The sequence below is a fragment of the Plantactinospora sonchi genome (genome assembly GCF_036422035.1).
In the GTDB taxonomy this organism is placed as follows: Bacteria; Actinomycetota; Actinomycetes; order Mycobacteriales; family Micromonosporaceae; genus Plantactinospora; species Plantactinospora sonchi.
This window is the reverse complement of sequence record NZ_JAZGQK010000006.1, coordinates 246,861-265,304: the sequence shown is the minus strand read 5'-3', so window position 1 is coordinate 265,304 and position 18,444 is coordinate 246,861. Positions and strand designations below refer to the sequence as shown.

Annotated in this window: 18 protein-coding genes and 1 pseudogene; 5 read left to right on the top strand and 14 right to left on the bottom strand. The window is 71.4% G+C overall.

Annotated elements, in window-relative coordinates; all coding sequences use genetic code 11:
• Positions 1-144: 144 nt before the first annotated feature.
• The 12 genes and pseudogenes from V1633_RS07610 to V1633_RS07555 all read right to left on the bottom strand — a co-directional run.
• The gene (locus V1633_RS07610; protein WP_331213475.1) at positions 145-648 is read right to left on the bottom strand and encodes a glutathione peroxidase; all 504 of its coding nucleotides are present in this window, start codon (positions 646-648) and stop codon (positions 145-147) included.
• A gap of 56 nt (positions 649-704) precedes the next feature.
• Positions 705-1,619, bottom strand: a complete 915-nt coding sequence (locus V1633_RS07605) for a DUF5926 family protein (RefSeq protein WP_407951976.1) — start codon at positions 1,617-1,619, stop codon at positions 705-707.
• A 26-nt stretch (positions 1,620-1,645) separates the two neighbouring features.
• Positions 1,646-2,044, bottom strand: coding sequence for an ATP-binding protein (locus V1633_RS07600; protein ID WP_407951990.1), 399 nt, complete (start codon positions 2,042-2,044; stop codon positions 1,646-1,648).
• Positions 2,045-2,210: 166 nt separating this feature from the next.
• Positions 2,211-3,668: a sensor histidine kinase gene (locus V1633_RS07595; protein WP_331213472.1), complete on the bottom strand. Its 1,458-nt coding sequence runs from the start codon at positions 3,666-3,668 to the stop codon at positions 2,211-2,213.
• A 48-nt stretch (positions 3,669-3,716) separates the two neighbouring features.
• Entirely contained in the window at positions 3,717-4,493 is a 777-nt protein-coding gene (locus tag V1633_RS07590) for a glycerophosphodiester phosphodiesterase (protein ID WP_331213805.1), read from the bottom strand.
• Between the two features lie 312 nt (positions 4,494-4,805).
• Positions 4,806-5,141: a rhodanese-like domain-containing protein gene (locus tag V1633_RS07585; RefSeq protein WP_331213471.1), complete on the bottom strand. Its 336-nt coding sequence runs from the start codon at positions 5,139-5,141 to the stop codon at positions 4,806-4,808.
• Between the two features lie 68 nt (positions 5,142-5,209).
• Positions 5,210-6,166 carry an LCP family protein gene (locus V1633_RS07580; protein WP_456238634.1) on the bottom strand — a complete coding sequence of 319 codons (957 nt, stop codon included), beginning with the start codon at positions 6,164-6,166 and terminating at the stop codon, positions 5,210-5,212.
• A 300-nt stretch (positions 6,167-6,466) separates the two neighbouring features.
• Positions 6,467-7,720: an LCP family glycopolymer transferase gene (locus V1633_RS07575; RefSeq protein ID WP_434062855.1), complete on the bottom strand. Its 1,254-nt coding sequence runs from the start codon at positions 7,718-7,720 to the stop codon at positions 6,467-6,469.
• 108 nt (positions 7,721-7,828) lie between these two features.
• A complete protein-coding gene (locus V1633_RS07570) occupies positions 7,829-8,806 on the bottom strand; it encodes a UDP-glucuronic acid decarboxylase family protein (protein WP_331213469.1) in 978 nt (325 codons plus the stop codon).
• A 152-nt stretch (positions 8,807-8,958) separates the two neighbouring features.
• Positions 8,959-10,626, bottom strand: coding sequence for a solute symporter family protein (locus tag V1633_RS07565; RefSeq protein ID WP_407951989.1), 1,668 nt, complete (start codon positions 10,624-10,626; stop codon positions 8,959-8,961).
• Between the two features lie 5 nt (positions 10,627-10,631).
• Positions 10,632-11,015 (bottom strand): DUF485 domain-containing protein, encoded by a 384-nt coding sequence (locus V1633_RS07560; RefSeq protein WP_331213467.1) that lies wholly within the window; start codon positions 11,013-11,015, stop codon positions 10,632-10,634.
• Positions 11,016-11,222: 207 nt separating this feature from the next.
• Positions 11,223-11,822: pseudogene (locus V1633_RS07555) on the bottom strand (flavin reductase family protein); the annotation flags it as partial.
• A gap of 251 nt (positions 11,823-12,073) precedes the next feature.
• Between V1633_RS07555 and V1633_RS07550 the strand changes: the two are divergent.
• From V1633_RS07550 to V1633_RS07530, 5 genes are all read left to right on the top strand, one after another.
• Positions 12,074-12,574, top strand: a complete 501-nt coding sequence (locus V1633_RS07550; RefSeq protein ID WP_331213466.1) for a SigE family RNA polymerase sigma factor — start codon at positions 12,074-12,076, stop codon at positions 12,572-12,574.
• Entirely contained in the window at positions 12,567-13,376 is an 810-nt protein-coding gene (locus tag V1633_RS07545; protein ID WP_331213465.1) for a hypothetical protein, read from the top strand. Before V1633_RS07550 ends, V1633_RS07545 begins: the two co-directional genes overlap by 8 nt.
• 219 nt (positions 13,377-13,595) lie before the next feature.
• A complete protein-coding gene (locus V1633_RS07540; protein WP_331213464.1) occupies positions 13,596-14,135 on the top strand; it encodes a PadR family transcriptional regulator in 540 nt (179 codons plus the stop codon).
• Positions 14,132-14,821 (top strand): ABC transporter ATP-binding protein, encoded by a 690-nt coding sequence (locus V1633_RS07535; protein ID WP_331213463.1) that lies wholly within the window; start codon positions 14,132-14,134, stop codon positions 14,819-14,821. The genes V1633_RS07540 and V1633_RS07535 overlap by 4 nt, the downstream gene beginning before the upstream one ends.
• Positions 14,818-16,317 (top strand): ABC transporter permease, encoded by a 1,500-nt coding sequence (locus V1633_RS07530; protein ID WP_331213462.1) that lies wholly within the window; start codon positions 14,818-14,820, stop codon positions 16,315-16,317. Before V1633_RS07535 ends, V1633_RS07530 begins: the two co-directional genes overlap by 4 nt.
• 63 nt (positions 16,318-16,380) lie before the next feature.
• Here V1633_RS07530 and V1633_RS07525 read toward each other — a convergent pair whose 3' ends face one another.
• Both V1633_RS07525 and V1633_RS07520 read right to left on the bottom strand, forming a co-directional pair.
• Positions 16,381-18,024: a sodium/solute symporter gene (locus V1633_RS07525; protein WP_331213461.1), complete on the bottom strand. Its 1,644-nt coding sequence runs from the start codon at positions 18,022-18,024 to the stop codon at positions 16,381-16,383.
• 3 nt (positions 18,025-18,027) lie between these two features.
• Positions 18,028-18,444 (bottom strand): DUF485 domain-containing protein, encoded by a 417-nt coding sequence (locus tag V1633_RS07520; RefSeq protein ID WP_331213460.1) that lies wholly within the window; start codon positions 18,442-18,444, stop codon positions 18,028-18,030.

The following is an 18,444-nucleotide window of genomic DNA, read 5'->3' as shown; positions in this document are numbered from 1 at the left end:
GGCCTGGCCGGGCCACGGGCGCAGGTCAAGGAACAGGTCGCCGATGAGCGGATGCCGGTGACGGTGATCGACGCCGGACCCGGGAAAGGACACAGGCGGGCGGTTGAACGCTGGTCGTAGCCGTAGAGATGAATGCGATCGCACCTACCGCAGTGACGTCGTTCCGGGCATTGCCTTCTCTACGGCCGCGACCAGTTCGGCGGAGTCCGGGGTGACGGTGGGAGCGAACCGTGCCACAACCGTACCGTCCGGCCCGACGAGGAACTTCTCGAAGTTCCACCGGATGTCGCCGGTGTATCCCTCGTCGTCCGGAGTGTCGACCAGCTCCTGGTAGAGCGGGTGTCGTCCGGCGCCGTTCACCTCGACCTTCTCGGTGAGCGGGAAGGTCACCCCGTACGTGGTCGAGCAGAACTCGGCGATCTCGTCGGCGGTGCCCGGCTCCTGGCCGTGGAACTGGTTGCAGGGCACCCCGAGCACGGTTAGCCCCTGCTCGCGGTAGCGCTCGGCGAGTGCCTCCAGGCCGGCGTACTGCGGGGTCAGCCCACACCGGGAGGCCACGTTCACTATGAGTAGTGCCCGGCCTCGGTACTGGCCGAGATTCGCCGAACCGCCGCCGAGGGCGCCGATCTCCACTTCGAATACTGACATGGGCCCGACGCTACCGCGCCGCCCCGCCGACCACCCGACTCGGCGGATCCGATCACCTAGCGCAGTGTGAGCTGGCGCCCCAACAGGCCCTGCCGCGCCCGGCGTCCGGCGGCGTCGAGTTCGGTCGGGTCGGCGAGCGCCGCCGCGTACCGTTTCGCGAAGTCCGCCAGCGGTGACTCCCACGACTCCGGCGCGGCGTTCCGGGGGATGTCCCAGACCGGTACGAGTCGGCCGTGTGCCCGGAACATGCCGGCGAACTTCGTCTCGTCACCGAGCGTGAGCTCGCCGGCGGCGGAGAGCCGGGACAGCGCGGCGAGCGCGGCGTCCTCGTCGTCCGGCAGCACCCAGCGGACGTGGCTCTTGTCGCTGACCTGGCACCAGTACGCGGCCGGCGCGGCGGTGAGTTTGGTGGTCGGATAGATCGAGGCGTCCGCCCGTTCGAGTGACGCCTTCACGTTCGGGTCCTCGTCGGCACCCGGGTCGAGCCAGAACTCGAAGCCGTCGTGCATGGTGATGTCGAGCGGCCCGTCGACCAGCACGTCCTGCAGCCGGGGCCCCTCGCCGGGCAGCGGCGGCACCGAGACCGTCCCACCGGGCTCGGTACGCAACGCGCAGAGCAGCGCCTCGGCGAGATCCCGGGAGACGTCACCGGACTGCACGTGCCGCTGCAACCCGATGAGGATCCGTCCGTCCGGTTTCGCGATCGCCGGCATCGCCATCGGCAGCACCGTGGCCAGGGTGACCGGCCGCTCCCCGAACTGCTCGACGAGCTCGGCGGTGAGGGTCAGCGGGGCCGAGGCCGCCGGCACCAGTTCGCGCAGCGCGATCCACTCCGCCTCGTCGGTCAGCCCCTCGAACGGGCGGGGCACGAAGATGTCGCGTACCTTCTGGCGCTTCTCCGCCCGTCCGCCGGCTCCGCTCGCGGAACCGGTCAGATCGGTGGACCGGGAACTCTTTCGACGCTTACCCACGGCGAGACAGCCTAGGCCCATCCGGCCTACGCCGTGCACCCGGCGGGGTGCCGGAGCTTGGCCCAGACGCTCTGACCCAGCCCGTCGCGGGCCACACCCCAGTCGGCGGCCAGCGCGGCCACCAGGTACAGGCCCCGGCCGTCGGCCGAGTCCGGGCCCACCCGGCGGATCCGTGGGGTGGCACCGGCGCCACCGTCGGTCACCCGGATCTCGACCACCTGGCTCGTGGTGTCGGTACACAGCCGCCAGGAGAGCCGGACCGTTCCGCCGGGCAGCGGCGCGGCGTGCCGTACCGCGTTGCCGAGGAGTTCGGCCGCCACCGTCGTCGCGTCGGTGAGCAGTACGGCCGGTACGGACTCGGCGAGTTCGGCCCGGAGACGGTGCCGGGCGGCACGGGTGCCCTGGGCGTGGTGTGGCACGGTCATGTGCCACGAACGCTCGGTCGCCACGTGCCTTCCGCCCGTAGCGGCTGACGCTCCGGGCGTCGGGACGGCTGACGCTCCGGGCGTCGGGACGGCTGACGCTCCGGGCGTCGGGACGGTCGACATCGTGGACGCCTCCTCAGCGGGCCGTGGGGCCAGGTGCCGTGGGTCAACCTCGGGGCAGCCGCACCTCTGCGACCGTACCGCCGCCGTCGCGTGGACGCAGCGAAACCCATCCGTTCTGTCGCTCGATGATCCGTCGGACGAGGTAGAGACCGAGGCCGGCACCCGGATAGCGGCGCCGGTCTCCCGACTCGGCCTGCCAGAACCGCTCGAACGCCCGCTCCACATGGTCTGGACGTACCCCGATTCCCCGGTCGCTCACCCGGAACGCCACGGTCCGCCGGTCCGACTCGGCGGTCAGCTGCACCGCGCTGCCGTCCGGGGAGTACTTGCCGGCGTTCGTGACCAGCTCCGTGAGCACGGTGGCCAGGCTCGCCCGGTTGCCGAGCGCCTTCGGCAGGTGCTCCGGCAGTCGGATGGTGAGCCGGTGGCGCAGGTCCGCGGGCAGGTCGGCGGCGGCGGCCCGGAGCGCCTCGGCCAGGTCGAAGGGTACCGGCGGCGCGCCGCCCACCGTGCCCGCGTCGTTGGTGCTGGAGAGCAGCCGGTCGACCAGCCGGGCCAGCTCGCCGGCCCGCTGGCCGATCGCACCGGCCGCCTGCCGGCGATCCGACTCGGAGAGCGAGTCCCAGTGCGCGGTCAGGGTGTCGGCGTACCCCTTCACCACGGTGACCGGAGTTCGGAGTTCGTGGCTGGTAACCGCGACGAACAGGTCCCGGTCGTGGTCGCGGAGGTGCTGCTCCCCGCTGTCCGAGAAGGTGACCACCCGGGCGGCGCCGCCGGGCAGCTCCCCCGAGGTGATCTTCAACCAGCGCCCGTCCGGCAGTCGGTGGTCGACCACCTGACCCGGCGGCGGGACGGGAAACGGCAGACGCCGGTCGAGCAGGTCCGCGACGCGCAGACCGGTCACCTTCTCCGCCGCCGGGTTCCAGAGCTGGACGGTGCCGTCCCGGCTGACGATCGCCAGACCGTCGGCGAGTGCGGCCACCACGCTGCCGTCGCCGTGTACCGGCAACCCGGCCTGGTCGCGGTACAGGTGCGCGACACACGCCGCCAGGTAGCCGAGCACCGCCTGGTGCGCGGCACTGCCCGGGCGCTCCCGATCCGGGTACAGCGCGTGCAGACTGCCGATGGTCAGGCCGCCGATCTCCACCCGGGCGGCGAGCAACTGACCCAGGCCCGAGTCGTCCAACTCCTGGGCCAGTTCGGGTGGAAGCACGTCGACACCGAGGGCCCGTACCCGGGGGCCGGTCAGCAACTGCTCCGCCATCCGGTCGGCGGCCGGGAGCGGGCGGCCCACCGCCCACTCGACGCTGCCAATGGCGGCGACGACCCGGCCGCCACTGGGCGCGTACTCCACGAACGCGACACCGGGGGCGCCGAGTGTCCGGGCGGCGACCTGGAGCAGGCGGTCGAGGATCGGCAGACCCACCTCACCCGAATTGACCGCCTCCAGCACGGTCAGCTGGCCGGCGAGGAGAGCGGAGTAATCGGGGTGTTCCGGCATGCCCCGAGTCTGCCCGTTCGGTCTCACTTTGGGCAGTGGCCGGGAGCGTCAGCGGCCCAGCCGGTCGAGCACCATGGCCGGCCGGTCGGTGATGATCCCGTCAACCCCACGGGCCAGCGCGAGGTCGAGGGCGTCCTCGTCGTTGACGGTCCACACGTACACCCGGTTCCCGGCCGCGTGCAGCGCCGGCACCAGGCCGGGACGGGTGTTGAGCAACTTGACGCTCGGACCGGCGATCCGGGCGCCGTACGGCAGCCGACCCCGTCGTACGACCGGCGGCAGCAGGTCCATCAGCAGTACGGTCGACAGTCGCGGGGCGAGTCGGTGGACCTGTCGTACCGCCAGGGGTGAGAAGGACATCACGGTCGTCCGTACCGGATCGCCGGGCCGGGGATCGGCCAACCCGTACCGGTGCAACAGCGTGACGAGGCGCCGCTCGACGGCGGAGCCGGACCGGGTCGGATGTTTCGTCTCGATCAGCAACTCGATCTCCCGGCCGGCGTCCCGGACGGCCCCGAGCAGCGTGTCCAGCGTGAGCAGCCGGGTACGGTCCGGGTCCGGCGGTACGTCGTCGCCGGCTCCCGCACCGGTGTGCCACGAGCCGTAGTCGAGACGTTCCAACTCGGCCAGGGTGTACGCGCTCACCCGGCCCCGCCCGTTGCTGGTCCGCTCCAGCCGACGGTCGTGTACGCAGACCAGGTGGCCGTCGCGGCTGAGTCGGACGTCGCACTCCAGCCCGTCCGCGCCCTCCTCGATGGCCCGCAGGTACGCGGCGAGGGTGTGCTCCGGCAGGCTCGCCGACGAGCCCCGGTGCGCGAAGACCAGCGGTCCCCCGGACCGTGGCTCCGTCGGCCCGCCGACCCGTGGCCGGGGCGGCCCGACACGCCACACGCCCCGCAAGCCCCGCAGACCCCGCAGACCGCGCTCACTCCTCGCGCTCACGGGGCTGGCGGTCTGTTCGCGCTGCGGGGCTCGCACACCCCGCTCACTCCTCGCGCGCACGGGGCTGGCGGTCTGTTCGCGCTGCGGGGCTCGCACACCCCGCTCACTCCTCGCGCTCACGGGGCTGGCGGGTTGTTCGCGCTGCGGGGCTCGCACACCCCGCTCACTCCTCGCGCTCACGGGGCCCACATCTTTCTAGATGACCCGCGCCGGCTGGCCGTCCTCGCTCAGCATCGGCTGGCCGGCGGCGGCCCAGTCGCGCATCCCGCCGTCGAGGTTGCGGACGTTGTCCCAGCCGTTGTTCATCAGGTAGCCCACCACCTGCGCCGAGCGACCACCGGAACGACAGACCACCACCACGTCGCCGTCGGTGGGGATCTCGGACATCCGGGCGGGGATCTCCATCATCGGCAGGTGGTGGGCGCCCGGGGCGTGTCCGGCCGCCCACTCGTCCGGTTCGCGGACGTCGAGGAGGTAGGCGTCGGTCGGCACCTGGGTGGCGGTCACGGAGGGAAGATTGGCTGCGAACACGGTTACCAAGCGTAGACCCGTCGGCGGGTCCGCACCTCTCGGTACCGGGCGGGTCGGCCCGGCGACTCTCAGAGCCGGCTGACCCATTTCGGGTTGGCCCGTGCCCAACTGTCCAGATCCGCGTTCTGGATCGAGGTGAAGAGGGTGTTCGCCGGCTCGTCCATCAGCACGTACGACACCTCGTCGATCGTCTCGGCGTGGGCGGGCAGTCGGATTCCGTGCAGGGCGTCGGCACGCATCCGGCGCATCCCGAAGATCAGGTCCTCCAGCGGTACGCCGTTGGTGTCGACGGTGAACGAGGAGCCGATGGCCCGGATCACCTGGTCCAGTCGGATCGGGTTGCGCAGCATGTCCGTCGCGGTGGCCTTCTCCATCATCGCCTGGAGCAACTGCTGCTGGTGACGCTGCCGGTCGAAGTCGCCGTTCGGCAGGCCGTACCGCTGACGGGCGAAGTCGAGGGCCTGTGCGCCGGTCATCTGGTGACAGCCCGGGGTGAAGACGGCCTGGGTGTGGATCGACCGGACCTCGGTGTCGACACACATCCGCACTCCGCCGAGCAGGTCGATGGCCCGCTGGAAGCCGGCGAAGTTGACCAGGGCCGCGCCGTCGAACCGTAGCCCGGTGAGCTGGGTCAGGGTCGCCGAGAGCAGTTGGGTGCCGCCCTGGCCGCCGCCGCCGTACTGGAAGGCGGCGTTGACCTTGTCGGCTCCGCCCGGCCAGCCGCTTGCCGGCGACGCGGGGATCTCGACGAGCAGGTCCCGGGGTACGGAGATCAGGTACGCGCGGTCCAGTCCGGCCGGCAGATGGGCGATCATGATGGTGTCGGACCGCTGGTCCGTACCCGGGGTCGCGTTCACCCGCTCGTCCGAGCCGACCAGCAGGTAGTTCAGCGGACCTGAGACGTCGCCCCGCTCCTCGCGGGCGGCCGGGTCGAGGAGCAACTCCTTGACCACGGCGTTGTCGTAGCGGTTGGCCAGCATGCGCAGGCCCATCCCACCGACAGCGGAGAGCACCACCAGGACCACTCCGAATCCGAGGGCCAGCTTGGCCCAGGCCGGCGCTTTGCGGCGCGGTCGGGCGGGTGTGGCGTCCTCCGTGGCAGGGCCGGAGCCGGGGGCGGGATCTCCTCGCCCCTCGGGTTCGTCCGGAGCCGACCGTCTCGATGTGAACGTGACCCCTCCCCGGACCCGGCTGAGCGAAGCTTCTTCACCTCAGGCTAGGGGTCCGTTTTGGGTGTCCAGTGGCTTTTGCGATTTCCGGTCGCCCCACCGTGCCGTCGGGGCGACCGGAATGCCGAGGCTGTGCCCGGTTGACCGGGTACGTCATCACCCGCCGTTGCCGGCCGGGCTCTCCTTCGGGGTGACGTTCGCGGTGACCCAGGCGTCCATGGTGTCCTTCGCCATCGCCTGGTACATGGCGAGCGCCTTCTCCCGGTCCGAGACCACCACCGACTCGCCGTTGATGGTCTGGCTGCCGAGGTGCGGGCTGGTGATGAACTGGAGGTTCTCGCCCCGCAGGTTGCGGAACTGGACCGCCATGTCGACCAGGGAGAAGCCCTCGTCCACGGTGACCGCCTTGGTCACCGACTTGAGGAAGGCGTTGAGTTTGCCCGGATTGGTCAGCGTTCCGCTGCTGGCCGCCTTGTCCATCAGGGCCCGGAGGAACTCCTGCTGGTGGCGCATCCGGGCGAAGTCGCCGTCGGGGAACTGGTAGCGCTGGCGGACCCAGTCCAGCGCCTCCGCCCCGTTCATGTGGTTGACGCCCTTCTTGAACTTCCGGAACGGCTTGTGGATCGAGGTGATGTCCCGTTCGACCTTCAGGTCGACCCCGCCGAGGGCGTCGGTCACCTCTTTGAAGCCGGCGAAGTCGATCGCCATCACGTGGTCGATCCGGACGTCGGTGAAGCACTCCACGGTGCGGACCGCCAACGGCAGGCCGCCGATCGCGAACGCCGAGTTGATCTTGTGTCGTTCGCCGCTGCCGCACTCCGCCTTGGCGTTGTCCGGAACGGGCACGTAGAGGTCGCGTGGGATCGAGACCAGGTACGCCTTGTCGTGGCTGGCCGGGATGTGCATCACGATGATCGTGTCGGCCCGCCACTTGCTGGCCTGGTCGACCGGGGCGTCCGGGTCCCGCGAGTCGCTGCCCACCATCAGGATGTTCAGCGCGCCGCTGACCGACTTGGGCCGGCCGCCGGCCAGTTCGGCGAACGGGTCGGTCCGCTTCAGGTCGTTGTCGAGCCCCTTGACGTACACCCAGAGGCCCCCACCGGCGAGCAGCCCGAGCACCAGCACCGCGATGCCGGCGACCAGGGCGATCCGCTTCCAGCGGGGCCGGGGTCCGCGCCGGGCGGGGCCGCCGGGGCCGCCCGGCAGACGCGGGCCACCGGGACCGCCCGGACCACCGGGACCGGGTGGACCGTCGTACCCGGTACGGGGCTGGCCGGGCACGCCGACCTGGGCGCGTCCGGAGATCCGGCTCGGGCTGGCCGCGCCGGGCGTCGACGCCCCGCCGGCGGCACCGCCAGGGGTCATCCGGTGGCCGTGGACAGGTCCGTTCGGGGGATGGCTCGCGAACATGGCCTCAGGGTACGTAGCGGAACCAAGAAACCGCTGGGTGCCACGTCCGACCTGGCACGAACCTGGTACTCTGCCCCGCCCCGGCCGCCCGGTGGCTGCCGTCTCCGGTCAGCCCAGCCGGTGGCTGAAGTGTTCGATCGTGCGGCGCAGCCCCTCCTGCGGAGAGATCGTCGGCTGGTAGCCGAGTCGCTCCCGGGCGAGGGTCAGGTCCGGTCGACGCATCTCCGGATCGTCCGCGGTCCGGGTGACGTAGGTGATGTTCGACTCACTCCCGGTCAGCGCCACGATCGTCTCGGCGAGCTCCCGCATGGTGACCTCGTGCTCGGTGCCGCAGTTGATCGGACCGGTCTCGGTCGAGTCGAGCAGCAGCAGGATGCCGCGGACCAGGTCGTCGACGTAGCAGATCGACCGGGTCTGGGTGCCCGTGCCGTGCACGGTCAGCGATTCGCCGCGTAGTGCCTGGGTGATGAAGGTGGGAATCGCCCGGCCGTCGTCCGGCCGCATCCGTGGGCCGTACGTGTTGAAGATCCGGACGATGCCGACGTCGAGCCCGTGGTAGCGGTGGTACGCCATCGTGCTGGCCTCGGCGAAGCGCTTGGCCTCGTCGTAGACGCTGCGTACGCCGACCGGGTTGACGTTGCCCCAGTACGTCTCGACCTGGGGGTGCACCTGCGGGTCGCCGTACGCCTCGGAGGTGGAGGCGAGGATGAACCGGGCCCGGTCGGTGACCGCCCGGTCGAGCAGGTGCAGGGTGGCCAGCGAGCCGACCCGGAGGATCTCGATCGGGATGCTGGCGAAGTCGGTGGGGCTGGCCGGTGAGGCCAGGTGCATGATCGCGTCGAACGGCTCGGTCATCGCCGGGTGGTGACTCGGCAGTCCGTCCGAGACGTCGGCCTCGACGAGGGTGAACCGGGGGTGGTCCGCCAGGTGGGCGACGTTGTCCTTCGAGCCGGTGATGAAGTTGTCCACCGCGACGACCGTGCAGCCCCGCGCGACCAGCGCGTCGACCAGATGGGAGGGGACGAATCCGGCACCACCGGTGACGAGGACACGGTGTTCTGCTCCGAAGCGCTGGGCTACCGCCATGTCGCCAGCCTACCCAGGACGCTGATCTCGGGCAGGGTGAGGGAGTGTCGGATTTGCCCTCGGGGGCGTACGACGGAACGGGTGGCGCCGGGTAACTGACGCTACCCGACACCACCCGTCACTTGGCGGTGACTCGCGGTCGAACCACCGGGTCAGTGCGCTCCCGAGCCGGTGAGTGCCCGGACCTCGAGTTCGGCGTACTTGTCGGCGTCCGTCTCCTTGGAGACCAGGGTGCCGATCCAGCCGCAGAGGAAGCCGACCGGGATCGAGATGAGCCCCGGGTTGGACAGCGGGAACCACTGCCAGTCCTGGTTCGGGAACATCGAGGTGGCCGCCCCGGAGACCACCGGGGAGAAGAAGACCAGCCCGACCGCGCTGATCAGACCGCCGTAGATCGCCCAGACCGCGCCGGAGGTGTTGAACCGCTTCCAGAACAGGCTGTAGAGGATCGCCGGCAGGTTTCCGGACGCCGCCACCGCGAAGGCCAGGGCCACCAGGAAGGCGACGTTCAGGTTCTGCGCGAAGATCGACAGCACGATCGAGATCGCGCCGATCACCAGTGCCGAGATCCGGGCGACGTTGACCTCCTGCCGCTCCGACACCTGCCCGCCCTTGACCACGTTGGCGTAGAAGTCGTGGGCGAGGCTGGACGAGGAGGCCAAAGTCAGCCCGGCCACCACGGCGAGAATGGTCGCGAAGGCGACCGCCGCGATGATCGCGAGCATCGCCGCACCACCGACGTCACCGCCGAGGAAGTCGACGCCGAGCGCCTCGGCGAGCTGCGGCGCGGCGGTGTTGCCGGCCGCGTCCTGCGCGGTGATCGCCTCCCGGCCCACCAGGGCCGCCGCGCCGAAGCCGAGGGCCAGGGTGAACAGGTAGAAGGTGCCGATGATGCCGATCGCCCAGAGCACGCTCTTCCGGGCCGTCTTGGCGGTCGGCACCGTGTAGAAGCGGATCAGGATGTGCGGCAGCCCGGCGGTGCCGAGCACCAGCGCGATGCCGAGCGAGAGCAGGTCCATCTTGTTGTAGAAGGTCTGCGCCGAGTTGCCGGCCACCTCCACGCCGTACCGCAGCCCCGGTTCGAGGAACGCGCTGCCCTTGCCCGACGCGTTCGCGGCGTCACCGAGCAGGTTGGAGAGGTTGAACTTGTAGTGGGCGAGCACCAGGATGGTCATCACCAGGGCGCCGCTCATCAGCAGGAACGCCTTGACGATCTGTACGTAGGTGGTGCCCTTCATGCCGCCGACCGTGACGTAGATGATCATCAGGGCACCGACCATGATGATCGTGGCGATCTTCGCCGCGTCCGCGTCCATGCCGAGGAACGTCGTACCGGGGCGGATGCCGAGCAGGAGCGCGACCAGGGCGCCCGCACCCACCATCTGGGCCAGCAGGTAGAAGATCGAGACGGTGATCGTGGAGACCGCCGCCGCGGTCCGGACCGGCTTCTGCCGCATCCGGAACGCCAGTACGTCGGCCATCGTGTAACGGCCCGAGTTCCGGAGCAGTTCGGCGACCAGCAGCAGGGCCACCAGCCAGGCGACCAGGAAGCCGATCGAGTAGAGGAAGCCGTCGTAGCCGTACAGCGCGATGATGCCGGCGATGCCGAGGAAGGACGCCGCCGACATGTAGTCGCCGCCGATCGCCATCCCGTTCTGGAAACCGGAGAACGAGCGACCGCCGGCGTAGTAGTCGGTGGCCGTCTTGGTCTGCCGGCTGGCCCAGACGGTGATCCCGAGGGTCACCGCGACGAAGACCAGGAAGAGCGTGATGGTGAGGGTACGGGCGGTGCTGTTGCCCGCCTCCGCCGCCAGCAGGATCCCCTTCACTTGGCCACCTCGCTGTCCGCGCTCCCGCTGTTCTCCGCCTGCGGCGTTGCGTCCATCTCCTCCCGGATCCGGTCGGCGACCGGGTCCAGCTTCCGGCCCGCGTACCGGGCGTAGAACCAGGCGATCAGGAAGGTGGAGACGAACTGCAGCAGCCCGAAGACGAGGGCGACGTTGATGTTGCCGATCAGCTTGGTGCCCATGAAGTCGCGGGCGTACGCGGAGAGGATGACGTAGAGGGCGTACCAGATGAAGAACGCCGCGGTCATCGGGAAGACGAAGCCGCGCAGCGCCTTACGTAGCCCGACGAACTCATCCGATCGTTGTATCGCGACGTACCGGTCCGGCGTGGCGCTGGCCGGTGCGGGCGTATCCGTGGACATGCAGGTCTCACCACCTTCACAGGGGGTCCGGAGTTTCGCGCACCGTATGAAGTGCCCCGGAGATCGGAAAGCGGTGATCCGAAGGCCGGTCGACGGCTGCGCCGAACGGACCGGTGGCTGCGCCGAGTGACGCCGGTCACGCCATTCGGCGACACGGCCCGTCGGTAAGGAAGGGCCCCTTGTTGACACGTTGACCGGTGGTGAGGGTCAGCCGTCCAGTTGCCGGTAGCGGCCCCGGTGGTGCACCAGGGGCGGTGCCTCGGCGGTGAGCTCAGTCGTCTCGACCGTCGCCTCGACCAGCAGGGACCAGCCGTACTCCCGGAAGGCGTCGAGCCGGCAACCGGCCCAGCCACCCGCGTCGGCCGGCACCGGCCCGTACGGCGTACCCGTCCACTCGCCGGTGGCGAAGAGGCCGCCCGGCGCCGGGGACAGGCCGGCGAAGCGGTCCGCGAGCTGCCGGTGTGCCGGACCGAGCAGGGCGACGGCGAACCGCCCAGCGGTCGACACGGCTTCCCACAGCTCCGATTCCTCGTCGACCAGGCCAAGCAGTCGGGCCGGTTCCCCGTCGGCGACCAGCGTCGACGAGACGGTCAGTCCGGCCGGCGCACCGGGCCGGGCGGCGGTGCCGGATCCGCTGTCCGGCGGATCGGCGTACGCGGTCCAGAGGGTGACCGGCGCGGCGAGCCGGCCCCGCAGCCGACGGGCCGGCGAGCGCTGCTGCTCCGGGGTGGCGAACGGATCGCTGTGATGGATCCGTCCACCCGGCGGCTCGGCTCGGTTCACGCCGCCCATTGTGCCGGCCACACCGGCCCGGTTGGCTGACCGGGCTCTTGCCGGCGGTGCCGGACCGGGGGTCGTCAGCCCGGCCCGGTTGGCTGACCGGGCTCTTTCCGGCCGTGCCGGACCGGCCCCGAATCCGGCCCGACGGTCCGGCCGTGCCGGACCGGCCCCGAACCCGGTACGACGGTCCGGTGGCGGTGCGCGGCGGGAAGCCGGACGGGTGAAACCTGGGACGGGCCCCGGGGGTGACAGCGGTAGTGCTCTCGACGGGAGGGGCGATGGCCCAGGAAGACAACTTCGAGGACTTCTACCAGTCGACCCGCCACCGGGTGGTGACCGTCCTGTACGCGCTCAGCGGCAACCTGGCGGACGCCCAGGACGCCACCCAGGAGGCGTACGCGCGCGCCTGGCAACGGTGGCCGAGGGTCGGCTCGTACGCGGACCCGGAGGCGTGGGTCCGGACGGTTGCCCGACGGATCCAGCTCAACCGCTGGCGCAAGCTGCGCAACGGCCTGGCCGCCTATCGCAGGCATGGGCCGGATCCTGCGGTCGCGCCTCCCTCGGAGAACACGATGGCGCTGGTGGCGGCGCTGCGTCGGCTTCCCGACGAGCAACGGGAGTCGATCGTCCTGCACCACCTGGTGGACCTGCCGGTGGCGGAGGTGGCGAGGCAGCTCGGCGTGCCGGTCAACACGGTCAAGACCCGGCTGGCCCGGGGGCGCCGGGGCCTGGCCCAACTGGTCGGTGACCAACCCACGGAGGAGAACGTCCATGCCTGACCCACTCTTCGACGACCTGTACCGCGAGACCGAACAACTGCGTTGGGCACCGGCGGACCAGGTGCGGCGACGCGGCGCGCGGCTGGCCAGGCGGCGGGCCGTCACGGCGCTGGCGGCGGCGTCCGTACTGGTTCTCTCCGGTGGTGTCGGGGCGTACAACGCGCTGGCCGACGAGGGTCCGGAGGCCCCGAACCTGGTGGCGACCGCGCCGACCGGGAAGGTGCCGTCGCCGCCTCCGGCGACGCCGACCGAGACGCCCACCCCGGGCGGCGGCCGGAACACCGGGGACCCGTTGCCGCCGGGCGGTGCCGGCGGCCCCGGTACGGCGATTCCGGGCGCGGCGTTCCTGCAGGCCCCCGACCTGCCGTCCGGGTACCAGCTGGACAAGAGGGGCCACGGCGGTGACTGGACCGTGCAGGCACTGTCGACGGTCTGCGGCAACCAATGGGCGGCCGCCGGAATCTCGGAGACGGCGAGCGCGGAGCGCTACTTCAGCACCGGCCGGGAGCATCTCCAGCAGCGGATCGAGCGGTACGCCGGCACCGACGCGCATCGGTACGTCCCGGTGCTGCGCAGCAATCTGCAGGGCTGCCGGGAGTACGAGGTCACGGTTCGGGACGTACGGCTTCCGGGGGACGAGGCGTTGGTGGTCGGCACCGCTGACAACAGTGGTTGGCTGGTGCTGCGCCGGGGTGACCTGGTGACCCAGGTCGCGGTCGACGACATCACCGATCCGGCGGCGTTGGGTGAGCTGGCCGGTCGGGCGGCCGATCGGCTCTGTGCCGGCACCGCCAGCTGCTGAACCGCACCGGCGGTCCGGTTGAGCCGAGCCGCGTCGACGTCGGCCATCCGTTCACTTCGGCCTGCGATGGCGACCCCCGGAGTCCCGGCGCCTGCCCGCGCCGACGACCCGGTACACCGAGGCGGCGGTGTGCCGGCCCGTCACCCCTGGCAGGACCGCCGACGCGTCCGGCCGTCGCCGCCTTGACGATCACTATTCGCTCAGTGAATAGTGGCGGTCATGTCCACCCCACACGTGCTGCTCGGGCTGCTGGCGACCGGGCCGAAGCACGGTTACGACCTCAAACGTGACTACGACCTCCGGCTCCCCAAGGCCAAACCCCTGCCGTACGGGCAGGTCTACGCCACCCTCGGCCGGCTGGAACGGGACGGTCTGGTGGCCCGGGCCGGCCAGGACCGGGAGGCCGGCCCCGACCGGACGTCGTACGCGGTCACCATGCCCGGCCAGGACGCCCTCGACGGCTGGCTCGACGCGGTCGAGCCCCCGCTGCCGCACCTGAACAGCGTGCTGCTCGCCAAGGTGATCATCACGTTGCTGGTCGCCGACATCAGCCGGGCCCGCGACTACCTGAGCCGGCAGCGGCAGGCGCACACCGTCCGACTGCGTGAACTCACCGCGGTCAAGACCGACCCGACCGCCTCGGTCGCCGACGTGATCGCCGCCGACTACGGCATCAACCACCTCGACGCCGACCTCAGGTGGTTGCACACCACCCTGGACCGGGTCGTCGACCTGCACCGAGAGGTGACCACCCGATGACCTTCCTGGGTACCCGAGCGGCCGTGAAGTCGTACGGCCCGACGCCGGCGCTGCGTGGCGTCACCGTGGACGTGGCCGAGGGCGAGATTCTCGCGGTGACCGGCCCGAGCGGCTGCGGCAAGTCCACCCTGCTGCACTGTCTGGCCGGCATCATGCGGGTCGACGCCGGCGAGGTCGTCTACCGGGGACGGCGGATCGACACCACCTCCGAGGGCGAACGCGCCCGACTGCGCCGTACCGAGTTCGGGGTGCTGTTCCAGTTCGGCCAGCTGGTCGCCGAGCTGACCGCCGCCGAGAACGTGGCGTTGCCGCTGCTGCTCGCCGGCGCCCGCCGTCGGGACGCGCGGACCGCGGCGATGTCCTGGCTGGACCGGCTCGGCGTGGCGGACCTGGCCGACCAGCACCCCGGCGAGATGTCCGGCGGGCAACAGCAACGGTGCGCCCTGGCCCGGTCCCTGGTCACCGAGCCACGGGTGCTCTTCGCCGACGAACCGACCGGTGCGCTGGACACCCTCGCCGGGGAGCAGGTCCTCGGTCACCTGGTCCGCCTCGCCCGCGAGCAGCGGACCACCGTCGTGCTGGTCACCCACGACGCGCGGGTGGCCGGGTACGCCGACCGCGAGGTGATGCTCCGCGACGGCGCGCTCGATCCGACCGGCCTCGGTCTCACGGCGGTCCGGTCGTGAGGCCCACCGTCCTGCTCCGGCTCGCCCTGGCCGGCAGTCGTACGGACACCGTCCGGGTGGTGCTGACCGGGTTCAGCGCCGCGCTCGCCACCCTGGCGATCGTCGCCGCCCTGACCGTGGCGGCGATCCCGATCGTCCACGACGGCAACAGCAACGTCTCGCCGCAGTACCGCAACCCGCTGATCGCCGAGGCCGGGCTCCGGATCGGGGTGGAGATCGCACTTGTCCTGCTGACCATCCCGGTCCTGGTCCTGGCCGCCCAGTGCGCCCGACTCGGCGCGCCGGCCCGCGACCGTCGACTGGCGGCGATCCGGATGGCCGGTGCCGGGCCCCGGCAGGCGGTGGCGATCGCCGCCACCGAGGCGTCCCTGGCCAGTGGCCTCGGCGCACTCGCCGGGCTCGGGATCTACCTGGTCGGTCGGCAGGTGCTGGGCCGGCCGGGTGCCGACGGCAAGCTGGCCCTGCCGACCGACGTACTGCCGCCGGCCTGGCAACTCGCCGTGGTGGTGATCAGCCTTCCGGTGCTGGCCGGGCTGATCGCGACGCTCCTACTGCGCCGGGTCGCGATGACCCCGTACGGGGTGGTCCGTCGGGTCCGGACCCGGGCACCGGGGCCCTGGGCGGGACTGCTGATCCTCGGCGGCCTCGGAGTCGCCGCGCTGCTGCCCCCGGTCACCCGTCACCTCGAAGCCCGGGGCCGGAGCGTGTCGTTCGAAGTGTTCGGACTGGTCCTGCTCGTGTCGGAACTGGCGGTCACCGTCGGGGTGATCGTCGGCACCGGCTGGATCTCCCACTTCAGCGGACGAGTGCTGCACCGGTTCGCCCGCCGTCCCGCCGCGCTGCTCGCCGCCCGACGCCTGATGGCCGACCCGTGGACCGGCAGCCGTACCCTCGCCGCCCTGCTGGCCGCCGTGCTGTTCGGTGCCTTCACCGCCGGGCTCCGGATCAGGATGAGCACGACGTTCGCGGCGGAGGACGAGCACCAGCGGCGGATGGCGGCCGCGCAGAACCAACCGTACGTCCCCACCGACCACACGTTCTACGAGCGGGCGTACGAGATGGTCTACCTCGCCCTCACCGTCGCCCTGGTGATCACCGCCGGTGGTCTGCTGGTCGCGTTGGCCGAGTCCATCGTGAGCCGGCGCCGGGCACTCGCCGCGCTGGTCGCGACCGGAGTACCCCGGTCCATCCTGGCCCGGGCCCTCGCCTGGCAGACGCTGACCCCGGCGGTCTTCGGCATCGGGGTGGCCGCCGCGATGGGCATCACCCTCCAGCGCGGCCTGTACGACGGCGACGTCTCCAGCTCCTCGACGACCGTGTGTTCGGCCGAGAACCAGTGCGTCGACCTGCCGAGGATCGTGCACACCGTGCCACTGCCGCTCGCCGACGTCGCCGGGTTCGCGGGCGTCGCCCTCGCGGCGGTGCTCGTACTGCTCTCGGTCAGTCTGCTCTTTCTGCGGAACAGCACCGCTCTGGACGAACTCCGCGCGGCGTAGACAGGTGTTAGGAGGGGGCCCTTCCTATACAAGAAGCGATAACAGGGGGCCCTTCCTTAGATGTCAGAGGCGGAGGGCCTCCGGGGCGTGCAGCCGGAGCATCGTCGCCGCCACGTCCGACGGGGCCCGGCGTCGGGTAGCCCACGAGGCGGTGACCATCACGGTGAAGGCGAGCGGCACGGTCCAGGCGGCCGGCTGGGCGATCAGTACGGCGGGCCAACCGGACAGTTCCGGTCCGACGACGGTGAAGAGCACCGCCCCGACCGCCGCCCCGCCACCGGCCAGGATTCCCGCCGCCGCCCCGACGTCGGTCAACCCTCGCCACCAGATGCCGAGCACCAGCAGCGGGCAGAAACTGGACGCGGCGACCGCGAAGGCCAGCCCGACGACCTGCGAGACGTCCAGCCCGGAGACGTTCAGCGCCAACACCACCGGAACCGCTCCGGCGACGATCGTGGCCAGCCGGAAGTCGCGTACCGAACCGTGGCCGAGCACGTCGGTGGAGAGCACTCCGGCCACGCTGGTCAGCAGTCCGGACGAGGTGGAGAGGAAGGCGGCGAACGCCCCGGCGGCGACCAGGGCGGCCAGCAGCTGCCCGGTCAGCCCACCGCCGAGCGCCGCCTCGGGCAGCAGCACCACCACGGCGTCGGTCCGGCCGGTCAACAGCAGCTGTGGGGTGTAGATCCGGCCGAGTACGCCGTACAGGGTGGGGAAGAGGTAGAAGGCGCCGACCATGGCCAGCACCACCAGGGTGGTCCGGCGGGCGGCGGCGCCGTCCGGGTTGGTGTAGAAGCGGACGAGTACGTGCGGCAGCCCCATCGTGCCGAGGAAGGTCGCCAGGATCAGTGAGTAGGTGGCGAAGAGTCCCCGGTCGTCGTCGCCGGCCATGCTCGGCAGCAGCCAGTCGGGTCCGTTGACGGCGTCCACACTGGAGATCTCCGGCACCGGGTCACCGGCCGCGAACGAGAGCTGCTCGCCGGGGCGTACCTCCCGGGTCGTGCCGTCGGCCAGGGTGAGCGTGGCGGCCTGCTCGACCGTGACGGTGGTCGCGGCCGGGAAGACCGCGCCGGCCTCCGGCGTCACCGCCGGCCGGCCGTCCGACTGCCACTGCAGGACCAGGAAGATCGCCGGTACGGCGAGCGCGGTCAGCTTCAGCCAGTACTGGAACGCCTGCACGAAGGTGACCGCCCGCATCCCGCCGAGTGCCACGTTCGCGGTCACCACCGCCCCGACCAGCAGTGCGCCCAGCTCGTACGGCCCGCCGGCGACCGTGGTCAGGGTCAGCCCGGCGCCTTGCAACTGCGGCACCAGGTAGAGCCAGCCGATGAAGACCACAAAAACCGTGGCGAGCTTGCGCAGCCGCCGCGAGCCGAGCCGCAGTTCGCAGAAGTCGGGCAGGGTGAACGCCCCGGACCGGCGCAGCGGCGCGGCGACGAAGAGCAGCAGCGCCAGGTAGCCGGCGGCGAACCCGACCGGGTACCAGAGCACGTCGACGCCGTACTTGAGCACCAGGCCGGCGATGCCGAGGAAGGAGGCGGCGGAGAGGTATTCACCGCCGATCGCCGCCGCGTTCCAGGTCGGACTGACCATCCGGGAGGCGACCAGGAAGTCGGAGGTGGTCCGGGCCAGGGTCAGGCCGTAGAAGCCGATCGCGACCGTGACCAGGGTCACCGCGATGATCGCCGGCACCGTGTACGGGTTGCCCACCGCTCAACGCTCCGGCCGCTGGACGACGTCGGTGAAGTCCTGCTCGTTCCGTTCGGCCAGGTGCACGTACGTCCAGCCGACGGCGACCAGGAACGGGAACGCGGCGGCCCCCAGCAGCAGCCAGGGCAGGTTGACCCCGAACAGTTTCGCCGCCCCCGTCTCCGGGGCGATGGCGAAGAGCAGCGGCAGCCCGCCGAGACCGACCGCGACCACCAGGGACAGCCGCAGCGCGAGGGCGAGTTGGGCCCGGACCAGTCCCCGCACCAGTGCCTCGCCGACCTGGGTCTGCTGGGTCAGCTCCGCCCGGGTCGCCTCGGTGCCGGTCCGTCGCCGGGTCACCTCGGCCAGCACCACCCGGGTCCGTCGGGGCGGTGCCGCCGGCGGACCCGGATCCGGTGCAGGATCGATGGGGCTGGCCAT